The organism is Mycobacterium sp. 1165196.3 (genome assembly GCF_001673415.1).
Lineage (GTDB): Bacteria > Actinomycetota > Actinomycetes > Mycobacteriales > Mycobacteriaceae > Mycobacterium > Mycobacterium europaeum_A.
Genome location: NZ_LZLU01000269.1, coordinates 46,702 through 70,974 on the forward strand (window position 1 = coordinate 46,702; position 24,273 = coordinate 70,974).

Here is a 24,273-nt window from a genome sequence, read left to right on the forward strand (position 1 = left end):
GTTCCCGGCCCGCCGTCGTCCGCCAGCCGGGTCACCGCCGGGCTACTGCTCGGCCAGGCCCAATCGCGCCACCAACCACTGCCGCAAATCCGGGCCGTAGTCGTCACGATCCAATGCAAAGTCAACCGCAGCCTTGAGGTAGCCGCCAGGATTTCCCAAGTCGTGTCGAGATCCGCGATGCACGACCACGTGCACCGGATGGCCCTCCGCTATCAGCAACGCGATGCCGTCGGTGAGCTGTACCTCGCCGCCCGCCCCACGCTCGATGCGGCGCAACGCATCGAAGATGGCCCGGTCGAGCACGTAGCGACCGGCCGCGGCGAACAGCGACGGGGCGTCCTGCGCCCTCGGCTTCTCGACCATGCCGTTGACCCTGAGCACGTCCGGGTTGTCGTCGTCGGGGATCGGCTCGACGTCGAAAACCCCGTAGGCGCTGACCTCTTCGGGCGTTACCTCGATGGCACACAACACCGTGCCGCCGTAGTGCGCCCGCACCTTCGACATCGTCCCGAGCACACCGGTGGGCAGCACCAGGTCGTCGGGCAGCAGCACCGCCACGGCGTCCTCGTCGTCGGCCAGCCGCGACTCGACGCAGCCGATCGCGTGCCCCAGGCCCAGCGGCTCGCTCTGCACCACGGACTCGACCTTGATCAGCTGCGGGGCGCGCCGGACCTTGTCCAGCATCGCGGTCTTGCCGCGCTCCTCCAGCGTGCTCTCCAGCACGAGGTCCTCGACGAAGTGCGCGACGACGCCGTCCTTGCCCTCCGAGGTGATGATCACCAGGCGCTCGGCACCGGCCTCGGCCGCCTCGGCGGCAACCAGCTCGATGCCCGGCGTATCGACGACCGGCAACAGCTCCTTGGGGACCGTTTTGGTCGCCGGCAAGAAGCGCGTCCCGAGACCGGCGGCGGGCACGACCGCAGTGCGTGGCACCACCACGTTTGGGCTTGACATTGTTCACACGATAACCCGCATCCACTATGCCGAGTCGATGTGGCGCGGGGAAACACCTGGCTGTCATCGTTGAGCCATGGCGACCGCCAGCAAAGCCGCACTGCGTGACCAGCTGCTTGCCGCCCGGCGCCGGGTTGCCGACGACGTTCGCGCCGCCGAGGCCCAGCACCTGTGCGAGCGGCTGGAAGCCTCCGAAAGCGTTGTGACCAGCGGCAGCACCGTGTGCGCCTACGTTCCGGTGGGCACCGAGCCGGGCTCGGCCGCGATGCTGGACGCGTTGCTGCGGCGCACCGCACGGGTGCTGCTGCCGGTCGCGCGCACCACCGCGGACAACACGCCCACGCCGTTGTCCTGGGGCGAATACCGGCCCGGCACGCTGACCACCGGGCGCTGGGGATTGCTGGAACCGCCGCAACCGTGGCTGCCGCCGTCGGCCCTGGCCGAAGCCGCGGTGGTGCTGGTCCCGGCGCTGGCGGTGGACCGCCGCGGGGTGCGGCTGGGGCGGGGCCGGGGTTTCTACGACCGCTCGCTGGGCGGGCGCGACCCGCAGGCGCGGCTGATCGCGGTCGTCCGCGACGCCGAACTGCTCGACGAGCTACCGGCCGATCCGCACGACGTCCCCATGACCCATGCGCTCACGCCCCGGCAGGGATTGGTCGAGCTCGTCGGGCGCTGACATGTCGGGAATGAGACATGTCACGTGGCGGTTCTAGCACTTGAGACGCTAGAGTGCTAACCAGGTTTGCAATCACCCGGAGGTTTTCGTGCCGACTTACAGCTATCAGTGCACCGAGTGCGACGATCGCTTCGACATCGTGCAGGCCTTCACCGACGACGCGCTGACCACCTGCAAACGCTGCTCCGGGCGGCTGCGCAAGCGCTTCAACTCCGTCGGCGTGGTGTTCAAGGGCAGCGGCTTCTACCGCACCGACAGCCGCGAGTCCGGCAAGAAGTCGCCGAGTTCGACCAACGGCTCCTCGTCGAGTGATTCCGGGTCGAGCTCCTCGAGCTCCAGCGAAAAGTCCGGCTCCAGCTCCAGTGAGAAGTCCAGCTCGAGCGACAAGTCGAGCAGCTCCGCGACTTCCGCCGCCGCGACCAACTGACGGTTATCCACACCGGCGATGCCGGCGGGCGGCCTGTCCACCGGGTTGCGCCTACCGTTGCGGCGTGGGCGAATCATCGCTGAACCCAAGCCCTTTGAGTCGGCTGTCGCTATGGCTGCGCCCGGACTGGACTCGTACCGTGCTGGCGCGCCGCGTCGCCGCGGGCGGGCTCGTCGTGCTGGCCGGAATCGCCACGCTGCGGTCCAACCCCGCCGATGACTATGCGCAGGTGGTGGTCGCCGACCACGACCTACGGCCCGGCGCCGCGCTGACCCCCGCCGACGTTCGGCTCGAAAAGCGTTTGGCCGCAACGGTTCCCGACGGGGCACGAGCCGACCTGGATACGGTGGTGGGGTCGACGCTGGCCGGCCCGGCGCGCCGCGGTGAGGTGCTCACCGACGTCCGGCTGCTGGGCAGCCGGTTGGCGGAGGCCGCCATCGGGTCGAAGGCGGGCCCGGATGCCCGCATCGTGCCGCTGCATCTGGCGGACGGCGCCCTGATCGACCTGGTGCGGGTAGGCGACGTGGTCGACGTGCTGGCGGCGCCGGCCAGCGGTGCGCCGGACAATTCGCACGCGGCCCCGAAGGTGGTGGCCACCGACGCCGTGGTGGTGCTGGTATCGGCCAAAGAAAAGGCTCAGGCCGCCGATAGCGACCGCGTAGTGTTGGTTGCGCTGCCGGCTCGTGTGGCGAACACGGTGGCAGGGTCGGCGCTGGGCCAGACCGTGACGCTCACCCTGCACTGAGTGCCTGGCCGTTGTTCGTCTGCTGGCCGACGGCAAACTCTGTCCAGTCCCAGAAAGGCCATCCCAATGCTCAAAGGGTTCAAGGAGTTTCTCTCGCGGGGCAACATCATCGACCTGTCCACCGCGGTCGTCATCGGTACTGCTTTCACCGCCCTGGTCACCACATTCACCGACAGCATCATCAAGCCGTTGATCAACCGCATCGGCGTCAACCAGAAGTCCGATATCGGCATCCTGCGCATCAGCATCGGCGGCGGTCAGACCATTGACCTGAACAACGTGCTGTCAGCCGCCATCAACTTCGTGATCATCGCCGCGGTGGTGTACTTCCTGGTCGTGTTGCCCTACACGACGCTACGCAAGCGGGGCGAGGTCGAGCCGGCCGACGACGCGCAGGTCGTGCTGCTCAAGGAGATCCGGGACCTACTCGCGCAGACCAACGGCGATTCGTCGGGCAAGCACGGCAGTGTGGCCACCACGCCCCCACCGGAGTACGGACCCCGCGCGGAAGCCGAATCGAAATAGCCCGCCAATTCGGGGCTTGGCCCGCGACCCGGGTTTAAATCTCCAGGCTCGACAACTGCCCGATGATCTGGGCCGCCAACGGATTCAGCGTCGCCATCCCGTCGCGCACCGCATAGCGGGACCCGGCCAGGTTGACCACCAGCGTGCTGCCGGACACCCCGGCCAGACCGCGGGACAAGCCGGCGTCGATGATCCCCGCCGACAGCCCCGAGCCGCGGATGGCCTCGGCGATGCCGAGGATTTCGCGATCCAGGATCTCGCGGGTGGCCTCCGGGGTGACGTCGCGCGGGGTGACGCCCGTCCCGCCGACCGAGACCACCAGGTCCACCCCGCCGATCACCGCGGTGTTCAGCGCGTTGCGGATCTCGATCTCGTCCGCGGCGACCGCGACCACACCGTCGACGACGAAGCCCGCCTCCGTCAACAGCTCGGTCACCAGCGGACCGCTATGGTCCTCGTCCCCGTGCGCGGTGCGATCGTCGACCACCACAACCAGAGCCCGGCCAACTACCAATTCCGCACCCGTTTCCATGGGTGCAACCGTATATCCGAGCTCAGACAATCCCGTCGCCGAGGGTTCGTCCACTCTCACTACTGATCCGCCTTCCCGAGGGTGACCGGCACGGTGCGGCTGCCGCCACCGGCGGCATCCTGGAATGTCAGCGTTATCTTGTCGCCGGGTGCTTTGGACCGCACGGCCGCGACCAGCGCGTCGGCGCTGTTGATCGGCCGGTCGTCGACCTTCGTGACGACGACGTTCTTGGGGACGCCGGCCGATGCGGCCGCACCACCCGCGACGACGTCGACCACCTTGGCGCCGGGGGTGCCCTTGTCGTTGGTCACCTGAACGCCGAGCGAGGCGTGTGATGCCTTGCCGGTGGCGATCAGTTCGTCGGCGATGCGCTTGGCCTGGTCGACCGGGATCGCGAAGCCCAGACCGATCGACCCGCTCTGGGCGTCCGGCGAGTCGGCGCCCAGGGTGGCGATGGCCGAGTTGACGCCCACCAGTTGGCCGTTCATGTTGACCAGGGCGCCCCCGGAGTTACCGGGGTTGATCGCGGCGTCGGTCTGGATCGCGTCCAGCACGGTGTTCTGGTTGCCCGACTCACCGGTGGTGGACACCGGCCGGTTCAGCGCGCTGACGATGCCGGTGGTCACGGTGCCCGACAGGCCCAGCGGCGAGCCGATCGCGACGACGGGCTGGCCGACGCGCAGGTCCGACGAGGAGCCCAGCGAGATGGGCGTGAGCCCGGACATGCCCTGCACGCGTATGACGGCGATGTCGCTGGTGGGGTCGGCGCCGACCACCGTGAATGGTGCAGTGCGACCGTCAGAGAAGGTCACCGTGGTCTTCGCCGTCGGCGCGCCGGCACCGCCGCCGCCCGGGCCGCCCGGTCCGCCCGGCGGGCTCGGCGGCACGGGGGCCCCAGGCGGAGCTCCCGGCGGGGCGGCGGGACCCTTGGGCGGTCCCGCCGCGGCGGCGATCACGTGGTTGTTGGTCAGGATGAGCCCGTCGGTGGACAGGATGATGCCCGAGCCCTCCTCGGACTGTCGCCCGATGTCGGTCTCGAGCATGACGACGCTGGGCACCACCTTGGAGGCGACTCCCTCGACGCTGCCCGGTGGCATGTTGGCGGCCGGGACGCTGGGCGCCGCCCCGATGACGCGGCCGCCGCCGTTCCCCGTGGTGTGGGTGCCGAGCTCGACGGCCGTCGCGGCGGCACCGCCGATACCGGCCGACACCACCGCGATGGCCAACGCACCGACCACCAATAGTCCTGTGCGAGAACGCTTTTGGGGTTCCGGCGGGCCGGGCATCCCGGGCAGCATGCCGGGAATCGGGCCGCTGCCGGTGCCGCCCGGAATCGGGCCCACCCCGGTTCCGCCGGGAATCCGGCCCGGACCGGTGTTGCTGAAGGGCTCGTAAGGCGGACGGAACTGCGTCGTCGGCGACGATGAGGGCTGCGACCGATAGCGCCAGTCGTACTGCTGGTTGTACGGCTGCTGTTGTCCCGGGGCATAGCCGGAGGACCCCGCATGGCTCGGGACGGGCGCAGGCTGATTCGGCGCGGGCGGGTATCCCGGCTGCTGCGGCGGTGGCGAATACCTCGGGTCATTCGTCATGTCGCTAAGTCGCTCTTCCTCTATCTCAGTGTTTCGGCAAGTCGACGGCTGGTTCAACAGTAGCCGCAGACCTACCTTGCCCGCGCGGACTGAGAGTCCACTGAGATTACGTTCGCCGATTCCCGAGAGTTCGCCTGGTCGCCACCCGGCGCCGTGGCGTGGTCGGCCGCGGCGTCTACCTGGTCGGTCTGCGGCTCGCCGGCGGCGGTGGAGTACGTCGAGGCGGCCATGGGCCGGCCGGGCAGCAGCACATAGAAGGAGGTACCCGGGGGTTGGCCGCCCGGAACGGTGTCCTCGACGCGTAGCAGTCCGCCGTGGTTGAGCACGACCTTCTTGACGATCGCCAGCCCGAGCCCGGAGCCGGGCATCGCCCGCGCCGTCGTCGACCGGTAGAACCGTTCGAACACCAGCCGGCGCTCCTGCGGCGGAATGCCGGGGCCGTGATCGGCGATCACCAGCTCCGCGTGCGACGGATCGAGCTGGCGCATGGTGACACCGACATGGCCCCCGGGCGGGCTCCACTTGGCGGCGTTGTCCAGCAGGTTCAGCACGGCACGCGACAGCCCGGCGGCGTCGCCGTACATCTGCCAGGGTGTGACGTCGACGTCGAAGTGAATGTCGTTGCGCCGCCGCCTGACTCGCTCCAGGCTGCGATCGACCACCTCGGCCATGTCGACGGGCTCGTGCACCACCTGGCCGGCGTCGTCACGGGTCAGATCCACCAAATCGCCTACCAGCGTGGACAATTCCTCGATCTGCGCGACGACATCGGCGCGCAGATCCACCATCTCCTGCTCGGGCAGGCGCGGCGCTCCCGGCTCCATCGACGCCATCAGCAACTCGACGTTGGTGCGCAGGGAGGTCAGCGGGGTGCGCAACTCGTGGCCGGCGTCGGTGACCAGCCGAGCCTGCCGCTCCCGGGACTCGGCGAGTGCGCGCAGCATCAGGTTGAACGACTCGGTGAGCCTGGCCAATTCGTCGCTGCCGAACACGGGGATGGGCCTGAGGTCATCGGTACGCGCCACCCGCTCGGCCGCCTCGGTCAGGCGTGCCACCGGGCGCAGCCCGGCCCGGGTGACCATGCCGCCCGCCACGGCCGCGACCGCCACCCCGACCCCACCGACGATCAGCAGCACCCAGCGCAGCCTGTTCATCACCGCTTCGGTGGGCTTGAGGCTCTTGGAGATCAGCAGCGACGTGCCGTTCTGTAGGTGCACGGCCAGGATCCGTTGGTCACCGGCGGTGCGCCGCGACATGAACAGATCGCCGTGGATGACCGCCTTCTCCGGCGCGCCCACCGGTAGGGTCTGGCCCGGCTGCTGGGCGGTGTAGATCGCGTGCCCCGGGTTCACCAGCATCGCGTTGACGTCGGAGTAGGCGGTGCCCTCGATGGCTTTGCCCGGGTCGGCGGCCAGCGAGCCGCTGGCGATCAACAGCTGTGCGCGGCTCTGCAGTTGGTTGTCGATGTCGCTGTACAGCGCGGCGGAGATCACGGCGTAGACGGCGAAGGCCATCAGCACCACCACCATGGCCACCATCGACATTGCCAGCAGCATCACCCGCCACCGCAGCGACAATGAGGGTGTCGCGCGCAACGGCGGGCGCAGCGGCGGACGCTGGGGCCGGGGGAACCGGATCATCGGTGGACCCGCATCGTCACGGTGGCGTCTCCCGCAGGACGTATCCAACCCCGCGCACGGTGTGGATCAGCCGCGGCTCACCATCGGCTTCGGTCTTGCGCCGCAGGTAGCCGACATAGACCTCCAGCGCGTTGCCCGAAGTGGGAAAGTCGAATCCCCACACCTCTTCGAGGATGCGGCTGCGGGTGAGCACTCGGCGCGGATTGGCGATCAGCATCTCCAGCAGCGCGAACTCGGTGCGGGTCAGGCTGATTCGGCGCAGGCCGCGGGTGACCTCGCGGGTCATCGGGTCCAGCGTCAGGTCGGAGAACGTCATCGCCACGGATTCGGCGTCGTCCTCCGGCTTGGTCCGGCGCAGCAGTGCACGCATCCGGGCTAGCAGTTCTTCCAGGGCGAACGGCTTCGGCAGATAGTCATCGGCGCCTGCGTCGAGCCCGGCGACCCGCTCGGACACCGAATCGCGGGCGGTGAGCACGAGGATGGGGAGATCGTCACCGGTGCTGCGGAGCTGACGGCACACCTCGAGGCCGTCCAGGCGCGGCATCATCACATCGAGGACGAGCGCGTCGGGACGATCGCTGGCGATCCTTTCGAGGGCCTCGACCCCGTCATGGGCCAGCTCGACGGAGTAGCCGTTGAAGGACAAGGACCGACGCAGCGATTCGCGCACAGCGCGATCGTCGTCGACGACCAGTATTCGCACGACCCCTAGTTTCGTCCCACCGCCTGAGACGGACCTGAGAGGCGCGCCGCCGTTCGGGGCAAGCGGCGGTCACAAGCGCGGCGAAGCCGGGCGCCGTGGGCCGCCGCCATTTGGGCTAGCGGCGGTCGAGGTCGATCAGACCGAGGCGGGCCGCCTTGAGCAGCCGCCGGGGCACCTTGTGGCGCTGACCTGCGACCGTGACACCGACGAGTTCGGTCTTCTCGGCCTTCCACTGCGCGCGCCGGCTACGGGTGTTCGCGCGCGACATTCTGCGCTTGGGTACGGCCATGGTCGGGCCTAACTCCTCGTGTTGCTTCGGTAATTCGACGTGGGACTTGCAGTTCGGCATGTCGCGCGGCGTGGCTGGTGAGCCGAACGGGCGACGATCGCACATCAGGATAGTCGCTGGTCCGCTTGTGGCCAAAATGCACGCCCGCCCGCCGAGTGGCCGCCCGCTGGGCGCGCCAGGGCGGGCGCCTCCAAAGTGGGATCCTTGACGTGACACCGACGGCACCCGCTAACCTACCGGTTGGTTGGTAGGTCCGACCCGGTGAATCCCCGAATGGAGGACAGGCATGGCCTCTGCTTCCGGCGCCGCTGGCGCCCTGGGCAGCTCCGGCGCCGTCCGGATTGCGAACTGCTCGGGCTTCTACGGCGACCGGCTGTCGGCCATGCGCGAGATGCTCACCGGCGGCGAAGTCGACTACCTGACCGGCGACTACCTCGCCGAACTCACCATGCTGATCCTGGGCCGCGACCGGATGAAGCATCCCGAGCGCGGCTATGCCAAGACCTTTCTGACCCAGCTCGAGGACTGCCTGGGCGAGGCCCGCGACCGGGGGGTCCGCATCGTCGCCAACGCCGGCGGCCTCAATCCATCCGGGCTGGCCGACGCGATACGCGCGCTGGCGCAGCGGCTGGGCATCGACGCGCGGGTCGGCCACGTGGAGGGTGACGACCTGTTGTCACGTGCCGCCGACCTCGGCCTGGGCAGTCCGTTGACGGCGAACGCCTACCTGGGCGCCTGGGGCATCGTCGACTGCCTGGTCGACGGCGCCGACGTCGTCGTCACCGGCCGCGTCACCGACGCCTCGGTGATCGTCGGGGCGGCCGCTGCGCACTTCGGGTGGGGTCGCACCGACTACGGCGCGCTCGCCGGCGCGGTGGTCGCGGGCCATGTCATCGAGTGCGGGGTCCAGGCCACCGGCGGTAACTACTCGTTCTTCACCGAGGTTCCCGAGTTGACCCACGCCGGCTTCCCGCTCGCCGAGGTCCACGCCGACGGATCCTCGGTGATCACCAAGCACCCGGGCACCGGCGGCCTGGTCAGCGTCGACACCGTCACCGCGCAGCTGCTCTACGAGATCACCGGGGCGCGCTACGCCAACCCCGACGTGACCGCCCGGATGGACAGCGTCGAGCTGTCGTCCGACGGGCCGGATCGGGTGCGCATCAGCGGTGCGCGTGGCGAGGCCCCGCCGCCCACCTACAAAGTGTCGATGAACAGCATCGGCGGGTTCCGCAACTCGATGACGTTCGTGCTGACCGGCCTGGATATCGAGGCCAAGGCCGACCTGGTGCGCCAACAACTCGACGCCGCGCTCACCGTCAAGCCCGCCGAACTGCAGTGGACTTTGGCACGCACCGACCACCCGGACGCCGACACCGAGGAAGCCGCCAGTGCGCTGCTGCACTGCGTCGTGCGCGACCCCGACCCCGCCAACGTGGGACGCCAATTCTCTTCGGCTGCCGTCGAATTGGCGTTGGCCAGCTATCCGGGATTCCACGTCACCGCACCCCCGGCTGACGGCCAGGTCTACGGCGTGTTCACCCCGGGCTACGTCGCCGCCGATCAGGTACCGCACGTTGCGGTACACGCCGACGGCACCCGCGTCCACATCCCTTGCGCCACGGACACTTTGGAGCTCTCCCCCGCCGCTGAGCCACCGCTTCCCGAACCCCTGCCGGACGGGCCGACCCGGCGCGTGCCGCTGGGCCGCATCGCCGGCGCGCGCAGCGGCGACAAGGGCGGCTCCGCCAACATCGGGGTGTGGGTACGCACCGACGAGCAATTCCGATGGCTGGCCAACACGTTGACCGTCGAGCTGCTCGGAGAACTGCTGCCGGAAGCGGCCGACTTCGGCGTGACGCGTCACCTGCTGCCGAATCTGCGAGCGGTCAACTTCGTCATCGACGGCATCCTCGGCCAGGGCGTCGCCTACCAGGCCCGATTCGACCCCCAGGCCAAGGGGCTGGGCGAATGGCTCCGCGGCCGCTACCTCGACATCCCGGAGAGTCTGCTGTGAACCTTTGGACCACACCCGAGCGCGAACAGCTGCGAAAGACGGTGCGCTCGTTCGCGGAACGCGAGATCCTGCCCCGCGTCGACGAGTGGGAGTGCAGCGGCGAGCTGCCGCGCGAATTGCACCGCAGCGCCGGGGACGCCGGGCTGCTGGGTGCGGGCTTCCCCGAATCGGTTGGCGGCGGTGGCGGCGACGGCGCCGACGCGGTGATCATCTGCGAGGAGATGCATCAGGCCGGGGCCCCGGGCGGCGTGTTCGCGTCGTTGTTCACCTGCGGCATCGCGGTGCCGCACATGATCGCCTCGGGCGATCAGCGGCTCATCGAGGAGTTCGTCCGGCCGACACTGGCCGGCGAGAAGATCGGCTCGCTGGCCATCACCGAGCCGGGCGGCGGTTCCGACGTCGGGCACCTGCGCACCTCCGCGGTGCGCGATGGTGACCACTACATCGTCAACGGCGCCAAGACCTACATCACCTCCGGGGTCCGCGCCGACTACGTGGTAACCGCGGTACGCACCGGAGGCCCTGGGGCGGGCGGGGTTTCGCTGCTGGTGGTCGAGAAGGGGACGCCCGGCTTCGAGGTGAGCCGCAAGCTGGACAAGATGGGTTGGCGTTCCTCGGACACGGCCGAGCTGTCCTACACCGACGTCCGCGTGCCGGTCACCAACCTGGTCGGCCCTGAGAACAGCGGGTTCGCCCAGATCGCCCAGGCCTTCGTCTCCGAGCGCATCGGCCTTGCCGCACAGGCCTATTCGAGCGCCCAGCGCTGCCTGGATCTGACGGTCCAATGGTGTCGCGACCGCGAAACATTCGGCCGCCCACTGATATCGCGGCAGTCGGTGCAAAACACGTTGGCCGAGATGGCGCGTCGCATCGACGTCGCCAGGGTTTACTCGCGCCACGTGGTGGAGCAGCAACTCGCCGGCGAGACCAACCTGATTCCGCAGGTGTGTTTCGCCAAGAACACCGCCGTCGAGGCCGGCGAATGGGTGGCCAACCAAGCCGTCCAGTTGTTCGGCGGCATGGGCTACATGGCCGAGTCCGAGGTCGAACGCCAATATCGGGACATGCGGATCCTGGGCATCGGCGGCGGAACCACCGAAATCCTGACCGCACTGTCCGCCAAACTGCTGGGATTCCAATCATGACCGTGCTGCAGTCCACCCTCGATGCCGATGCCACCGCCTTCGCCGACGCGGCGTCGGCGGCTATTGCGAAACTCGAGGAGATCGATACCGAGCTGGCCAACGCGCTGGCCGGGGGCGGGGCCAAATACGTTGAGCGTCACCATGACCGGGGCAAGCTGACGGCACGCGAACGCATCGAATCCCTGGTCGACCAGGATTCGCCGTTCCTGGAACTGAGCCCGCTGGCGGCCTGGGGCAGCGCCTTCAAGGTCGGCGCCAGCACGGTCACCGGCATCGGGGTGGTCGAAGGCGTCGAATGCATGATCGTCGCCAACGACCCGACGGTCAAAGGCGGCACCAGCAACCCGTGGACCCTGAAGAAGATCCTGCGAGCCAACCAGATCGCCTTCGAGAACCGGCTCCCGGTGATCTCGCTGGTGGAGTCCGGCGGCGCGGATCTGCCCACGCAGAAGGAGATCTTCATCCCCGGCGGGCGGATGTTCCGCGACCTCACCCGGCTCTCAGCGGCCGGAATCCCCACCATCGCACTGGTATTCGGCAACTCCACCGCGGGCGGTGCCTACGTCCCGGGCATGTCGGATCACGTGGTGATGATCAAGGAACGTTCCAAGGTCTTCCTGGCCGGTCCCCCGCTGGTGAAGATGGCCACCGGCGAGGAATCCGACGACGAGTCACTCGGCGGCGCCGAAATGCACGCCCGCGTCTCCGGTTTGGCCGACTACTTCGCCGTCGACGAACTCGACGCGATCCGCATCGGCCGCCGCATCGTGGCCCGGTTGAACTGGGCCAAGCACGGGCCGACACCCAAGCCGGTCACCGAGCCGCTGTTCGACACCGAGGAACTCATCGGCATCGTGCCCGCGGATCTGCGGATCCCGTTCGATCCCCGCGAAGTGATCGCCCGCATCGTCGACGGTTCCGAGTTCGACGAATTCAAGCCGCTGTACGGCTCGTCGCTGGTGACGGGCTGGGCCCGGCTGCACGGGTATCCGATCGGCATCCTGGCCAACGCGCGCGGCGTGTTGTTCAGCGAGGAGTCGCAGAAAGCCACCCAGTTCATCCAGCTGGCCAACCGGTCCGACACGCCGCTGCTGTTCCTGCACAACACCACCGGTTACATGGTGGGCAAGGACTATGAAGAGGGCGGGATGATCAAGCACGGCTCGATGATGATCAACGCCGTGTCCAACTCCACGGTCCCGCACATCTCGCTGCTGATCGGCGCCTCCTATGGCGCGGGCCACTACGGCATGTGCGGGCGCGCTTACGATCCGCGGTTCCTGTTCGCCTGGCCGACGTCGAAGTCCGCGGTGATGGGCGGCGCCCAGTTGTCGGGTGTGCTGTCGATCGTGGCCCGTGCGGCCGCCGAGGCGCGCGGCCAGCAGGTCGACGAGGAGGCCGACGCGGCGATGCGGGCCGCGGTCGAGGGCCAGATCGAAGCCGAGTCGCTGCCGCTGGTGTTGTCCGGGATGCTCTACGACGACGGGGTGATCGACCCGCGAGATACCCGCACCGTCTTGGGAATCTGTTTGTCCGCCATCGCCAATGGCCCGATCAAGGGGACGTCGAACTTCGGCGTCTTCCGGATGTGAGCCCCATGGTCACTCGAGTACTGGTCGCCAACCGCGGTGAGATCGCGCGGCGGGTGTTCGCCACCTGCCGCCGGCTCGGCTTAACCACCGTCGCCGTCTACACCGAACCCGACGCCGGCGCCCCGCACGTCGCCGAGGCCGACGCCCGGGTGCGGCTGGACAAGACCAACGACTACCTCAACGCGCAGGCCATCATCGCCGCCGCCCGCGCCGCGGGCGCCGACGCGATCCACCCCGGTTACGGATTCCTCTCGGAGAACGCCGACTTCGCGGCCGCCGTCGCCGACGCCGGCCTGACGTGGATCGGCCCGCCGGTGGATGCGGTGCGCGCGATGGGCTCCAAGATCGAGTCCAAGAAACTCATGGCCGCGGCCGGGGTGCCCGTGCTCGACGAGCTCGACCCCGACACCGTCACCGAGGCGCAGCTGCCGGTGCTGGTCAAGGCCTCCGCGGGCGGCGGCGGACGCGGCATGCGGGTGGTGCGCGAATTGTCCGCCCTGCCAGCTGAAGTGGAGGCGGCGCGCCGCGAAGCCCAGTCCGCCTTCGGGGACCCGACGGTGTTCTGCGAGCGCTACCTGCCCACCGGACACCACATCGAGGTCCAGATCATGGCCGACACCCATGGCACGGTGTGGGCGGTCGGCGAACGCGAATGCTCGATTCAGCGCCGCCACCAGAAGATCATCGAGGAGGCGCCCTCGCCGTTGGTGGAGCGCACACCGGGCATGCGCGCCAAGCTGTTCGACGCGGCCCGGTTGGCCGCCGAAGCCATCGGCTACACCGGCGCCGGGACGGTGGAGTTCCTCGCCGACGACGACGGCGAGTTCTACTTTCTCGAGATGAACACCCGGCTACAGGTCGAACACCCGGTGACCGAAGAGACCACCGGACTCGATCTGGTCGAGCTGCAGCTCGCCGTCGCCGACGGCGCCCGCCTGGACTCGGACCCTCCTGCCGCGCAAGGGCATTCGATCGAGGCCCGGCTCTACGCCGAGGACCCCGCCAAGAACTGGCAGCCGCAGGCCGGTCTGGTCCGCGGCTTCGAGGTGCCCTCGGTTCGGGCGGAGTTCGGTTCCCTGGGGCACCGGACCGGGATCCGGCTGGATTCGGGCATCGTCCACGGGTTCACGGTCTCGATCCACTACGACCCCATGCTGGCCAAGGTCATCTCCTACGCCCCGACGCGACGCCAGGCCGCGCTGGTGCTCGCCGACGCGCTGGCGCGCGCCCGCGTGCACGGCGTACGCACCAACCGGGACCTTTTGGTGAACGTGCTGCGGCATCCCGCATTCCTCGACGGTGCGACCGACACAGCGTTTTTCGATACCCACGACCTGGCCCGCCTCGCGGCGCCGCTGGGCGATGCCGCGGTGGTCCGACTGTCCGCCATCGCCGCGGCACTCGCCGACGCCGCGCATAACCGGGCCGTGGCGCCGGTGCTGCGCGCCGTTCCCAGCGGCTGGCGCAACCTGCCGTCGGTCTACCAGGTCAGGGACTATCACGACGACGCGGGCGACGAGATCAGGGTCCAATATCGCTTCACCAGAACCGGTTTGACGCTTCCCGACGACCCGTCGGTGCAGCTGGTGTCGGCCACGGCGAAAGCCGTCGTGCTGCGGGTGGACGGCGTCGAGCACGGCTTCTCGGTGCGGCGCTACGATGCCGACGTCTACGTCGATTCGGCGCGCGGGCCGGTGCATTTGACCGCGCAGCCGCGTTTCCCCGAGCCCGGCTCGACCGTCGAAAAGGGCTCGCTGGTGGCGCCGATGCCGGGCAGCGTGATCCGGCTCGGTGCCGCGATCGGCGATACGGTCACCGCCGGCCAGCCGCTGATCTGGCTGGAGGCCATGAAGATGGAACACACCATCGCCGCCCCGGTGGACGGGGTGCTCGCCGAACTCAACGTCAAGACCGGTCAGCAAGTCGAAGTGGGCGCTGTGCTGGCAAGAGTGGAAGCGCCACAATCAGAAGGGGATTCAGCATGACCGATACCAGCTTCATCGAGAGCGAGGAGCGTCAGGCCCTGCGCAAGTCGGTGGCGGCCTGGGCAGCCAACTACGGCAGCGAGTACTACCTACGCAAGGCCCGCGCACAGGAACACACCGACGAATTGTGGTTGGAGGCAGGCAAACTCGGCTTCCTCGGGGTGAACCTGCCGGAGGAGTACGGCGGTGGCGGCGCCGGAATGTACGAGCTGTCGCTGGTCATGGAGGAGATGGCGGCCGCGGGCAGCGCGCTGCTGCTGATGGTGGTCTCGCCCGCCATCAACGGCACCATCATCAGCAAGTTCGGCACCGAGGAGCAGAAGAAGCGCTGGATCCCCGGCATCGCCGATGGGACGCTGACGATGGCGTTCGCCATCACCGAGCCCGACGCCGGCTCCAACTCGCACAAGATCACCACGACCGCCCGCCGGGACGGCGGCGACTGGATCGTGAAGGGCCAGAAGGTCTATATCTCCGGCATCGACCAGGCGCAGGCGGTGCTGGTGGTGGCCCGCACCGAGGAGGCCAAGACCGGCAAGCTGCGCCCCGCACTGTTCGTGGTGCCCACCGACGCGCCCGGCTTCACCTACACCCCGATCGAAATGGAACTGATCAGCCCCGAACGGCAGTTCCAGGTCTTCCTCGACGACGTGCGGCTGCCCAGCGACGCGCTCGTCGGCGCCGAAGATGCCGCCATTGCACAGCTTTTCGCCGGCCTGAACCCCGAACGGATCATGGGCGCGGCGAGCTCCGTCGGGATGGGACGGTACGCGCTGGGCCGGGCCGCCGAATACGTCAAAACCCGGCAGGTGTGGGGCACGCCGATCGGCGCGCACCAGGGGCTGTCACACCCGTTGGCGCAGTGCCACATCGAGGTCGAACTGGCCAAGCTGATGCTGCAGAAGGCTGCCACCCTCTATGACTCCGGCAACGACATGGGCGCGGCCGAGGCCGCGAACATGGCCAAATACGCTGCGGCCGAAGCCGCCACGCGCTCGGTGGATCAGGCGGTGCAGTCACTGGGCGGCAACGGACTGACCAAGGAGTACGGCCTGGCCGCCATGCTGGCCTCGGCCCGGCTGGGCCGCATCGCCCCGGTCAGCCGTGAGATGGTGCTGAACTTCGTCGCGCAGACATCGCTGGGCCTGCCCCGAAGCTACTGATGGACCCCGTCGTCGAATACGCCGGACCCGCCGACACGGGCGGACCTTATGCGCGGCTGACCCTGAATTCACCGCACAACCGCAACGCGCTGTCCACCACACTGGTCAACCAATTGCACCAGGGGTTGCGCGAAGCCTCGGCGGACCCGGCGGTACGGACCGTGGTGCTGGGCCACACCGGTGGAACCTTCTGTGCCGGTGCGGATTTGAGTGAGTCCGGCCGGGGAGATCCCTTCAGCATGGCGGTGGCCCGCGCCCGGGAGATGGTCGCCTTGATGCGGGCCATCGTCTCCTCGCCGCTGCCGGTGATCGCCGCCATCGACGGGCACGTCCGCGCGGGCGGCTTCGGCCTGGTGGGCGCCTGCGATATCGCGGTCGCGGGTCCGCGCAGTACCTTCGCGCTCACCGAGGCCCGCATCGGCGTCGCCCCGGCGATCATCTCGTTGACGCTGCTGCCGAAGCTGTCGGCGCGGGCCGCGGCGCGCTACTACCTGACCGGCGAGAAGTTCGGCGCCGCCCAGGCGGCCGAGATCGGACTGATCACCGTTGCCGCCGACGACGTCGACGCCGCGGTCGACGAACTGGTCTCCGATATCGGCCGTGGTTCGCCCCAGGGCCTCGCGGCATCCAAGGCGCTGACCACGACCGCGGTGCTGGAAGGGTTCGACCGCGACGCCGAACGGCTCGCCGAGGAGTCCGCGCGGCTGTTCGTGTCCGACGAGGCCCGCGAAGGCATGCTGGCGTTTCTGGAGAAGCGCGCGCCCAATTGGACGAGTTAGCCAGCCGGGAAGTTAGCCAGATGTCAAACAAAGGGTCCGGCCGAACGGTCGGCGGTGCGGCGCGGGCCGGCGCAAGGTTGCAGTTTAGCCAATCCTCTTGCAGCAAAAGCTGTACGTCGTAGGCTCGTGGGTGATGAGCAACTCAACGCAACGGGATGCGGAGGACACGCGCGGCGAGCCGTCGCGCGCGGCTGATACCGACCGCATCCAGATTGCCCAGTTGCTTGCGTATGCGGCCGAACAGGGGCGCTTGCAGCTCAACGACTACGAAGACCGTTTGACCAGGGCCTATGCGGCCACGACGTACGAGGAACTGGATCAATTGCGGGCTGATCTGCCGGGGGCTCCGATCAGCCCGCGCCGCGGCGGCAAGCCCAATCCGGCGCCCTCGACGCTACTGCTGGCCTTGATGAGCGGCTTCGAGCGCCGCGGCCGGTGGAACGTTCCGAAGAAGCTCACCACCTTCACCCTGTGGGGCAGCGGGGTGGTCGATCTGCGCTACGCCGACTTCACCTCGACCGAGGTCGACATCCATGCGATGTCGATCATGGGCGTGCAAAACATTTTGCTGCCGCCCGAAGTCAACGTCGAGGTGCACGGCCGCGGCGTGATGGGAAACTTCGACCGCGTGGTGGACGGACAGGGCACGCCCGGCGCGCCGACCGTGCACATTCGCGGCTTCTCCCTGTGGGGCGGTGTGGGGATCATCCGCAAGCCCCGACGGCCACGCGGCTAGCCGTAGCCCTCAGCCGGGCACGTAATCGAACGTGTCGGGGTTGGGCCCGTTGCGTCCGGCCTCGCCCTGGTCCAGCGTCGAGATCGCGTCCATGTCGGAGTCGTCCAGTTCGAAGTCGAACAACTGGAAATTCTCCTTGACCCGCTCCGGTGTCACCGACTTCGGGAAGACGATGTCGCCGCGCTGGATGTGCCAGCGCAGCACCACCTGCGCCGCCGACTTGCCGCGGGCCTGCGCGACGCGGTTGATCACCGGATCGTCGAGCACCTTGCCCTGCGCGATGGGCGCCCATGCCTCGGTGGCGATGCCATGCTCGCGTCCGTACGCCCGGACCTGTTCGTTGCCGAAGTACGGATGCACCTCGATCTGGTTGACCGACGGCACGGTGTCGGTTTCGGCTGCGAGCCGATCCAGATGTGCGACTTGGAAATTGGACACACCGATGCTGCGGGCGCGTCCGTCCCGCGCGAACTCTTCGAAGACCTTCCACGTCGACACGAAGTCGCCGTCGTAGAGGGTGGGCAGCGGCCAGTGGATGAGGAACAGGTCGACGTAGTCCGAATCCAGCTTCTTCAGCGTCTCGTCGAAGGCGCGGCGCGCGTCGTCGGGTTTGTGAAATCCATTGTTGAGCTTGCTGGTGACGAAGACCTCACCGCGGTCCAGGCCCGCGTCGCGGATGCCCTGCGCCACTTCCTTTTCGTTGCCGTACATTTCGGCCGTGTCGATGTGACGGTATCCGATCTCGAGCGCCGTCTTCACCGCCTCGGCGGTCTCGTCGGGCTTGATCTGGAACACCCCGAAACCCAGCTGCGGAATGCTGACGCCGTCGTTGAGTTCGATCGTGGGAACCTGGCTCATTACGTCTCCTCCTTCTCCGAATCCTGTACCCCGTCGAGAAAACACCAATCCCCCATCGGCATTGCCACGCAGGCCCGGGTTAACGGCGGCGTGACCGCAGGTAGTCGCCGACCACGGCCGCTCCCAGTCCGTCGAGATCGGGCACCACGACCCGTCCCTCGACACGTCGGGCGACCTGGTCGATGAACCGGGCCAGGCCCGGGTCGCTGCCCAGCCGGAAGATGGTGATCTGGGCGCCCAGGCGTGCCATCTCGTCGAAGCCGCGCACGGTATGGGCGATGGTCCGAGGGTGCGGTGGGTAATCAAAAAACACAGCAGAACCGCCGTCACCGTCGAAGTCCTCCAGGTGCGCGGTCGGCTCCCCGTCGGTCACCACCAGCACGACGGGCTGCGCGTTGGGATGCCGACGCAGATGGCGCCCCGCCAACGCCAACGCGTGGTGCAGGTTGGTGCCCTGCTCGTAGACCCCTTCCAGGCCGGTGAGCTCGGCGGCGGTCACCGTCCGCGCGTAGCGGCCAAAGGCGATGATCTGCAAGGCATCCGAACGAAATCGCGTGCACACCAGGTGGTTGAGTGCCAGCGCCGTTTGCTTCATGGGCAGCCAGCGATTCTCCATCACCATGGAGAACGAGGTGTCGACCAGCAGCGCGACCGCGGCCTGGGTCCGCGTCTCGGTCTCGGAGACTTCGACGTCGTCGACGGTGATTTTCAACCGCCCGTCGGGTCCGTCCAGGGTGGCGGTTCCCGATTGCCGCAGAACGGCATTGGTCAATGTGCGGGAGATGTTCCACGGCTCGGTGTCACCGAACTGCCAGGGCCGAGTGGCCCCGGTGAGTTCGCCCGCCGCGCCCGCGCGCCGGTGGTCGCGCTCACCGCGTCGCCCGGAAAGCTGTTGCGCCACATCGCGTAGCGCCGTCTCACCGAGCCGGCGCATCGCCTTCGGCGACAGCCGCCACTGCCCGTCGGAACCGCGGTCCAAGAAGCCCTGATTGACCAGTGCGCGTTCCAATTCGGCGAGCGTTCGGGCGTCGACGGCCGCCTGGTCGCCGAGCTGACGGGCCAGCGCGTCGAGGTCGACGTCGTCCATGGTCGCGCCCGGATAGCTCTGCGAGAGCTGCTCGGCCAGTTGCTCCAGCTCGGCGATGTCGGACAGCGCCTGGGTGCCCTCGCCCATCCCGAACGGGTTGTCACCGGAGAACTGCTCGGAGCCGCTCCAGTCCTCGCCCGGTCGCGCCGCCTGCAGGTGCGCATCGAGCCGGTTCAGCGCCTGCATCAAGGCGGGCGAGCCAAAAGCCTGCTGCGCCAGGGCATCCAGCTCCGCGCGCTGCTCGGCGCTCAGGCTGTTGCGGAACCGCTGCGCGGCGGCGGCGCGCTTGGCCAGCGAGTCCAGCAACTCGTCGACGTTGCGCGGGTTCTCCGGAAAGAACTCGCCGTGCTTGTCCATGAAGTCTTCGAAGTCCTGCTGGGTGTCCTCGCCGCGGGCGTGCTTGTCCAGCAGCTCGTTGAGGTCATTGACCATGTCATTGACCCGCTGACGATCCTCGTCGGTGGCGCCTTCGAGCGCCTGCTTCATACCCGCGAAGCGCTGGTCGAGCATCTCGCGGCCGAGCAGATCCTTGATCTGATCGTACTTTTGGCGGGCCTCGGCGCTGCGCCAGTTGTAGTCGGAGAGCTCCTGGACGGCCTTGGCCGGCGATGACGGCAACGCATCGAGCTGCAGTTCACCGAAGCGGGCGTCGTCGTCGAGCGCGCGGGCCAACTCCTTGCGTTCGGCCAGCACGGCCTCATCCAGCAGCTTCTTGATCTCCTGCAGAGTCCCGTCTAAGTTGTTGCGCCGCAACAACTCCCGTCGCCGCCGGTTGGCCTCGGCGGCCAGCCGGTCCGCGCCCGGCAGGTTCTTGGTGCCGCGGCGCAGCAGCTCGGACAGTGCGCGCCGCGGCGACGTGCCGGCCATGACATCCTGGCCGATCTGTTCGAGCGCCTCGCGCAGATCCACCGGCGGGGCCAGCGGGTCCGGCCCGCCGGTGTACGCCGAGTAGCGCGAGGAATGCCCTCGTGGCGATGGCGAGCGCGGCGTAGCCGGGCGCTGCGGGTCGTCACCATCAGACCTAGCCATAGACGGTTTGACCCTCCCCGGATACCTTGTCGATGCGCTTGGCCAGATACAGCGCCTCGAGCGCCAGTTCCAGCGCCGCGGCGCGTTCGCCTTCCGACTGCGCCCCGAGCTTGGCCGCGATCTTGTCGACCACCGGCAGGCTCGGCACCGCGGCCAGTACGTCCTTGGCCGACACCCGCTCACCGGTCGTCACGGCCGAACCGCCCTCCACCGCGGAAACCAAGGATCCGACGTCGATGCCGCCGAGCACCCGCGACGCGGTGTCCGCGGTCGCCCGGCGCAACAGGTGCTCGAGCACGGCCTGTTCGCGGCCCTCCTCGCCGGACTCGAATTCCAGCTTGCCGCGCAACACGTCGATCACCGTGCCCAGGTCGACCACCCGGGCCACCGGATCGGTCTCCCCCAGCACCGCGCCCCGATGCCGCGCGGCGGCGGCGACGGTCTCGGCGGCGGCGATCGCGAACCGCGCCGACACCCCGGAGCGTTGATCGACGGAGTTGGACTCCCGCAGGTAGCGGGCGAACCGGGCGATGACCTGCATCAGGTAATCGGGAACCTGGGCCGACAGGTGCGCTTCCTGCGCGATCACACCGACTTCCGCGTCGAGTTCCAACGGGTAGTGCGTGCGGATCTCGGCACCGAACCGGTCTTTGAGCGGGGTGATGATGCGACCGCGGTTGGTGTAGTCCTCGGGGTTGGCGCTGGCGACCACGAGGACGTCCAGCGGCAGCCGCAAGGTGTAGCCGCGGACCTGGATGTCGCGCTCCTCCATCACGTTGAGCATCGATACCTGGATGCGCTCGGCCAGGTCGGGCAGCTCGTTGACGGCGACGATGCCGCGGTGTGCGCGCGGGATCAGGCCGTAGGCGATGGTCTCGGGGTCGCCCAGGCTGCGGCCCTCGGCGACCTTGATCGGGTCGATGTCGCCGACCAGGTCGGCGACGCTGGTGTCCGGGGTGGCGAGCTTTTCGGTGTAGCGCTCGCTGCGGTGCCGCCACTCGATGGGCAGGTCGTCGCCGAGGGTGGCGGCCTTGCGGATGGACTCCGGGGTGATCGGGCTGTACGGGTGCTCCCCGAGCTCGGCACCGGCGATCACCGGCGTCCACTCGTCGAGCAGGCCGATCAGTGCGCGCAGCAGCCGGGTCTTGCCCTGGCCGCGCTCACCGAGCAGCACGAAGTCATGACCGGCGATCAGCGCCCGCTCCAGTTGCGGCAGCACGGTGTCGTCGAATCCCAGAATGCCCGGCCAGATGGCTTCGCCATCCCCGCCTTCGGCGAGGCGTGCGAGCAGATTTTCGCGGATTTCCTGCTTGACTCCCCGTTCACGATGACCGGCGGCGCGCAGCTCGCCGACGGTGCGGGGCAGGTTGCTCGGTGACGTCACCACTCCACGCTACGACGCGCGCTCTGACGAGTCATGCCAAGGGCGTTCACTAGACGCTTATTGACAGGCGCGTCGCACGCGCACACCGTGGCTAGTGCGCGAAGTGGCGCGCCCCGGTCAGATAGAGCGAAATGCCGGCGTTGGCGGCCGCCGCGGTCACTTCGTCGTCGCGCACCGATCCGCCGGGGTGCACGATCGCCTTCACCCCGGCGCCGGTCAGCGTCTCGAGCCCGTCGGGGAACGGGAAGAACGCGTCGGAGGCCGCGACGGCGCCGTGCACCCGGTCGCCGCCGCGCGCATTCCCTCTTTCAACGGCCAGCCGCGCCGCGTCGACCCGGTTCACCTGACCCATGCCGACGCCGATGGTGGCTCCGCCGCCGGCGATCACGATCGCATTCGATTTGACGGCGCGACAGACGCGCCAGGCGAACACCAGGTCGGCCAGCGTCGCCGGATCGGCCGGTGACCCGGTGGCCAGAGTCCAATTCGCGGGGTTGTCGCCGTGCGCGTCGAGCTCGTCGCGCTGCTGCACCAAAAGTCCGCCGCTGATCGGCCGCAGCTCGGTCCCACCGGTCAGCGGCTCCGAGGCCACCAGCACCCGGATGTTCTTCTTGCGGGTCAAGGCCTCCAGGGCGGCCGGCTCGTAGGCGGGGGCGACGATGACCTCGGTGAAGATGGTGCTGACGTATTCGGCCATCTCCAGGCTGACTTCGGTGTTGGACGCGATGACCCCGCCGAAGGCGCTCAACGGATCGCATTCGTGCGCCTTGCGATGCGCGTCCGCGACCGATTCCGAGGAGATGGCGATGCCACATGGGTTGGCGTGCTTGATGATTGCGACGCAGGTCTCTTCGTGGTCGAAGGCGGCCCGCCAGGCCGCGTCCGCATCGGTGAAGTTGTTGTAGGACATCTCTTTTCCGTGCAGCTGCTCGGCCTGCGCCAGTCCTGGCCAGGCGCCGGGGTCGCTGTACAGCGCCGCCTGCTGGTGCGGGTTCTCGCCGTAGCGCAGCATCGCCGAGCGACGCCAGTTGCGGCCCAGCCACTTCGGGAAAGTCGTCGGCGGATGTTCGGGAGCCAGCGTCGACTCCATCCAGCTCGCGACGGCGATGTCGTACTCGGCGGTGTGCTGAAAGGCAAGCGACGCCAGCTTTTTGCGCTCGGCGAGGCTAAACCCGCCCGACCGTACCGCGGCCAACACTCCGTCGTAGCCCTGCGGGTCGACAATCACCGCCACGCTGGGGTGGTTCTTCGCCGCGGCCCGCACCATCGACGGGCCGCCGATGTCGATCTGCTCGACGCATTCGTCGATGCTGGCCCCGGAGTCGACGGTCTCGGTGAAGGGGTACAGGTTGACGACGACGAGCTCGAACGCCGCGATCCCGAGCTCCTCGAGCGCGGCGGCGTGCTCGGGCTTGCGGAGGTCCGCCAGCAGGCCCGCGTGCACGCGCGGGTGCAGCGTCTTGACCCGGCCGTCGAGCACTTCGGGAAATCCGGTCAGCTCCTCGACCCGGGTCACCGGAATGCCTTTGTCGGCAATGACCTTCGCCGTGGATCCGGTCGAGACGATTTCGACACCCGCGGCCGCCAGTCCCTGGGCGAGGTCGACGAGCCCGGTCTTGTCGTACACGCTGATCAGGGCGCGCCGGATCGGCCGTTTGGCGTCTTCCCGCCAGTCGTCGGTGCTCATCGGTTCGTCGCCTTTCGTCCGATCGTCGCTTTTCTCCCGACCAGGGTCAGGCCGCGTGTTGCGATCGCGGCCACCACGTCCACCAGAAGCTTCCGTTCGGTGACTTTGATGCGTTCGTGCAGAGTCTCTTCGGTGTCGCCGTCGAGCACCGGAACGGATTCCTGCGCCAGAATCGGCCCGGTGTCCGTCCCGGCGTCCACCAGGTGCACCGTACAGCCTGTGACCTTGACACCGTAGGCCAATGCGTCGGCCACCCCGTGCGCACCCGGAAACGCCGGCAACAGCGCCGGATGGGTGTTGATGACCCGACCGTAGAACCGTGAAAGGAACTGCGGCCCAAGGATTTTCATGAACCCGGCGGAGACCACCAGGTCGGGCGAGTGTGCGGCGGTGGCCTCGGTGATGGCGGCGTCCCAGGCGGCGCGGTCGGGGTGCTCGCCGAGCCGGACGGTGAAGGCGGGCACGGACGCGGCCGCGGCGATCTCGGTGGCCAGGCAGTCGCGGTCGGCGCCGACGGCGACCACCCGGGCCGGGTAATCCGCGACGGCGGAGGTCAACAGCGAATTCAGCAGCGACCCGGTGCCCGACGCCAGTACCACTACCCGTGCCGGTGCGTTCGGGGGCACATGGAGCGGTTCGACCACATCGGCGAGCCTAGCCCGCCGACGATGCGGGTCGTGCAGCGACGTGAGCAGAGTCGGGCGATCGACCTCGGCACCCCGTCGGCG

At 68.6% G+C, this 24,273-nt stretch carries 22 protein-coding genes; 11 read left to right on the forward strand and 11 right to left on the reverse strand.

Annotated elements, in window-relative coordinates:
- Window positions 1-42: 42 nt before the first annotated feature.
- Entirely contained in the window at window positions 43-954 is a 912-nt protein-coding gene (locus tag A5659_RS25895) for a UTP--glucose-1-phosphate uridylyltransferase (protein WP_066877816.1), read from the reverse strand.
- Between the two features lie 76 nt (window positions 955-1,030).
- Here A5659_RS25895 and A5659_RS25900 point away from each other — a divergent pair, with 76 nt between their 5' ends.
- The 4 genes from A5659_RS25900 (at window position 1,031) to mscL (ending at window position 3,327) form a co-directional block, all read left to right on the forward strand.
- The gene (locus A5659_RS25900; RefSeq protein WP_067020403.1) at window positions 1,031-1,630 is read left to right on the forward strand and encodes a 5-formyltetrahydrofolate cyclo-ligase; all 600 of its coding nucleotides are present in this window, start codon (window positions 1,031-1,033) and stop codon (window positions 1,628-1,630) included.
- 88 nt (window positions 1,631-1,718) lie between these two features.
- Window positions 1,719-2,057 (forward strand): FmdB family zinc ribbon protein, encoded by a 339-nt coding sequence (locus A5659_RS27505; RefSeq protein ID WP_082976187.1) that lies wholly within the window; start codon window positions 1,719-1,721, stop codon window positions 2,055-2,057.
- Between the two features lie 64 nt (window positions 2,058-2,121).
- A complete protein-coding gene (locus A5659_RS25910; RefSeq protein WP_067140216.1) occupies window positions 2,122-2,802 on the forward strand; it encodes an SAF domain-containing protein in 681 nt (226 codons plus the stop codon).
- A gap of 66 nt (window positions 2,803-2,868) precedes the next feature.
- Entirely contained in the window at window positions 2,869-3,327 is a 459-nt protein-coding gene (gene mscL, locus A5659_RS25915) for a large-conductance mechanosensitive channel protein MscL (RefSeq protein ID WP_066871946.1), read from the forward strand.
- A 34-nt stretch (window positions 3,328-3,361) separates the two neighbouring features.
- Here the strand turns inward: mscL and A5659_RS25920 are convergent, their stop codons facing one another.
- The 5 genes from A5659_RS25920 to rpmF form a co-directional block, all read right to left on the reverse strand.
- Window positions 3,362-3,859 (reverse strand): molybdenum cofactor biosynthesis protein B, encoded by a 498-nt coding sequence (locus A5659_RS25920; RefSeq protein WP_044487196.1) that lies wholly within the window; start codon window positions 3,857-3,859, stop codon window positions 3,362-3,364.
- A 59-nt stretch (window positions 3,860-3,918) separates the two neighbouring features.
- Window positions 3,919-5,451, reverse strand: coding sequence for a S1C family serine protease (locus A5659_RS25925; RefSeq protein WP_067185249.1), 1,533 nt, complete (start codon window positions 5,449-5,451; stop codon window positions 3,919-3,921).
- Window positions 5,452-5,522: 71 nt separating this feature from the next.
- Window positions 5,523-7,091: a HAMP domain-containing sensor histidine kinase gene (locus A5659_RS25930; protein WP_067185253.1), complete on the reverse strand. Its 1,569-nt coding sequence runs from the start codon at window positions 7,089-7,091 to the stop codon at window positions 5,523-5,525.
- A 16-nt stretch (window positions 7,092-7,107) separates the two neighbouring features.
- Window positions 7,108-7,794 carry a two-component system response regulator MprA gene (mprA, locus tag A5659_RS25935; protein WP_067185258.1) on the reverse strand — a complete coding sequence of 229 codons (687 nt, stop codon included), beginning with the start codon at window positions 7,792-7,794 and terminating at the stop codon, window positions 7,108-7,110.
- 115 nt (window positions 7,795-7,909) lie between these two features.
- Entirely contained in the window at window positions 7,910-8,083 is a 174-nt protein-coding gene (gene rpmF / locus A5659_RS25940) for a 50S ribosomal protein L32 (RefSeq protein ID WP_003872812.1), read from the reverse strand.
- A 286-nt stretch (window positions 8,084-8,369) separates the two neighbouring features.
- On the opposite strand from rpmF, the gene A5659_RS25945 reads away from it, so the two are divergent.
- From A5659_RS25945 to A5659_RS25975, 7 genes are all read left to right on the forward strand, one after another.
- Window positions 8,370-10,100, forward strand: a complete 1,731-nt coding sequence (locus A5659_RS25945; protein WP_067185261.1) for an acyclic terpene utilization AtuA family protein — start codon at window positions 8,370-8,372, stop codon at window positions 10,098-10,100.
- Complete coding sequence (locus A5659_RS25950) at window positions 10,097-11,245, forward strand: acyl-CoA dehydrogenase family protein (protein ID WP_067185265.1); 1,149 nt, start codon at window positions 10,097-10,099, stop codon at window positions 11,243-11,245. The genes A5659_RS25945 and A5659_RS25950 overlap by 4 nt, the downstream gene beginning before the upstream one ends.
- A gap of 2 nt (window positions 11,246-11,247) precedes the next feature.
- Window positions 11,248-12,837 (forward strand): acyl-CoA carboxylase subunit beta, encoded by a 1,590-nt coding sequence (locus A5659_RS25955; protein ID WP_156749383.1) that lies wholly within the window; start codon window positions 11,248-11,250, stop codon window positions 12,835-12,837.
- 5 nt (window positions 12,838-12,842) lie between these two features.
- A complete protein-coding gene (locus A5659_RS25960) occupies window positions 12,843-14,822 on the forward strand; it encodes a biotin carboxylase N-terminal domain-containing protein (protein WP_067185268.1) in 1,980 nt (659 codons plus the stop codon).
- Window positions 14,819-15,985 carry an acyl-CoA dehydrogenase family protein gene (locus tag A5659_RS25965; protein ID WP_067185271.1) on the forward strand — a complete coding sequence of 389 codons (1,167 nt, stop codon included), beginning with the start codon at window positions 14,819-14,821 and terminating at the stop codon, window positions 15,983-15,985. Before A5659_RS25960 ends, A5659_RS25965 begins: the two co-directional genes overlap by 4 nt.
- The gene (locus A5659_RS25970; RefSeq protein WP_067185275.1) at window positions 15,985-16,764 is read left to right on the forward strand and encodes an enoyl-CoA hydratase family protein; all 780 of its coding nucleotides are present in this window, start codon (window positions 15,985-15,987) and stop codon (window positions 16,762-16,764) included. The genes A5659_RS25965 and A5659_RS25970 overlap by 1 nt, the downstream gene beginning before the upstream one ends.
- 133 nt (window positions 16,765-16,897) lie before the next feature.
- Complete coding sequence (locus A5659_RS25975) at window positions 16,898-17,500, forward strand: DUF1707 domain-containing protein (RefSeq protein ID WP_066871977.1); 603 nt, start codon at window positions 16,898-16,900, stop codon at window positions 17,498-17,500.
- A 9-nt stretch (window positions 17,501-17,509) separates the two neighbouring features.
- Here A5659_RS25975 and A5659_RS25980 read toward each other — a convergent pair whose 3' ends face one another.
- The 5 genes from A5659_RS25980 to purN all read right to left on the reverse strand — a co-directional run bounded on the left by A5659_RS25980 (window position 17,510) and on the right by purN (window position 24,189).
- The gene (locus A5659_RS25980) at window positions 17,510-18,358 is read right to left on the reverse strand and encodes an aldo/keto reductase (protein ID WP_067185278.1); all 849 of its coding nucleotides are present in this window, start codon (window positions 18,356-18,358) and stop codon (window positions 17,510-17,512) included.
- Window positions 18,359-18,437: 79 nt separating this feature from the next.
- Complete coding sequence (locus A5659_RS25985) at window positions 18,438-20,474, reverse strand: VWA domain-containing protein (RefSeq protein ID WP_082976188.1); 2,037 nt, start codon at window positions 20,472-20,474, stop codon at window positions 18,438-18,440.
- On the reverse strand, window positions 20,467-21,861 hold the full coding sequence (locus tag A5659_RS25990) for an ATP-binding protein (protein ID WP_066871985.1): 1,395 nt from the start codon (window positions 21,859-21,861) through the stop codon (window positions 20,467-20,469). Before A5659_RS25990 ends, A5659_RS25985 begins: the two co-directional genes overlap by 8 nt.
- Before the next feature lie 88 nt (window positions 21,862-21,949).
- Entirely contained in the window at window positions 21,950-23,545 is a 1,596-nt protein-coding gene (purH, locus tag A5659_RS25995; RefSeq protein WP_066871988.1) for a bifunctional phosphoribosylaminoimidazolecarboxamide formyltransferase/IMP cyclohydrolase, read from the reverse strand.
- Window positions 23,542-24,189: a phosphoribosylglycinamide formyltransferase gene (purN, locus tag A5659_RS26000; protein WP_066871991.1), complete on the reverse strand. Its 648-nt coding sequence runs from the start codon at window positions 24,187-24,189 to the stop codon at window positions 23,542-23,544. Before purN ends, purH begins: the two co-directional genes overlap by 4 nt.
- Between the last annotated feature and the right edge of the window lie 84 nt (window positions 24,190-24,273).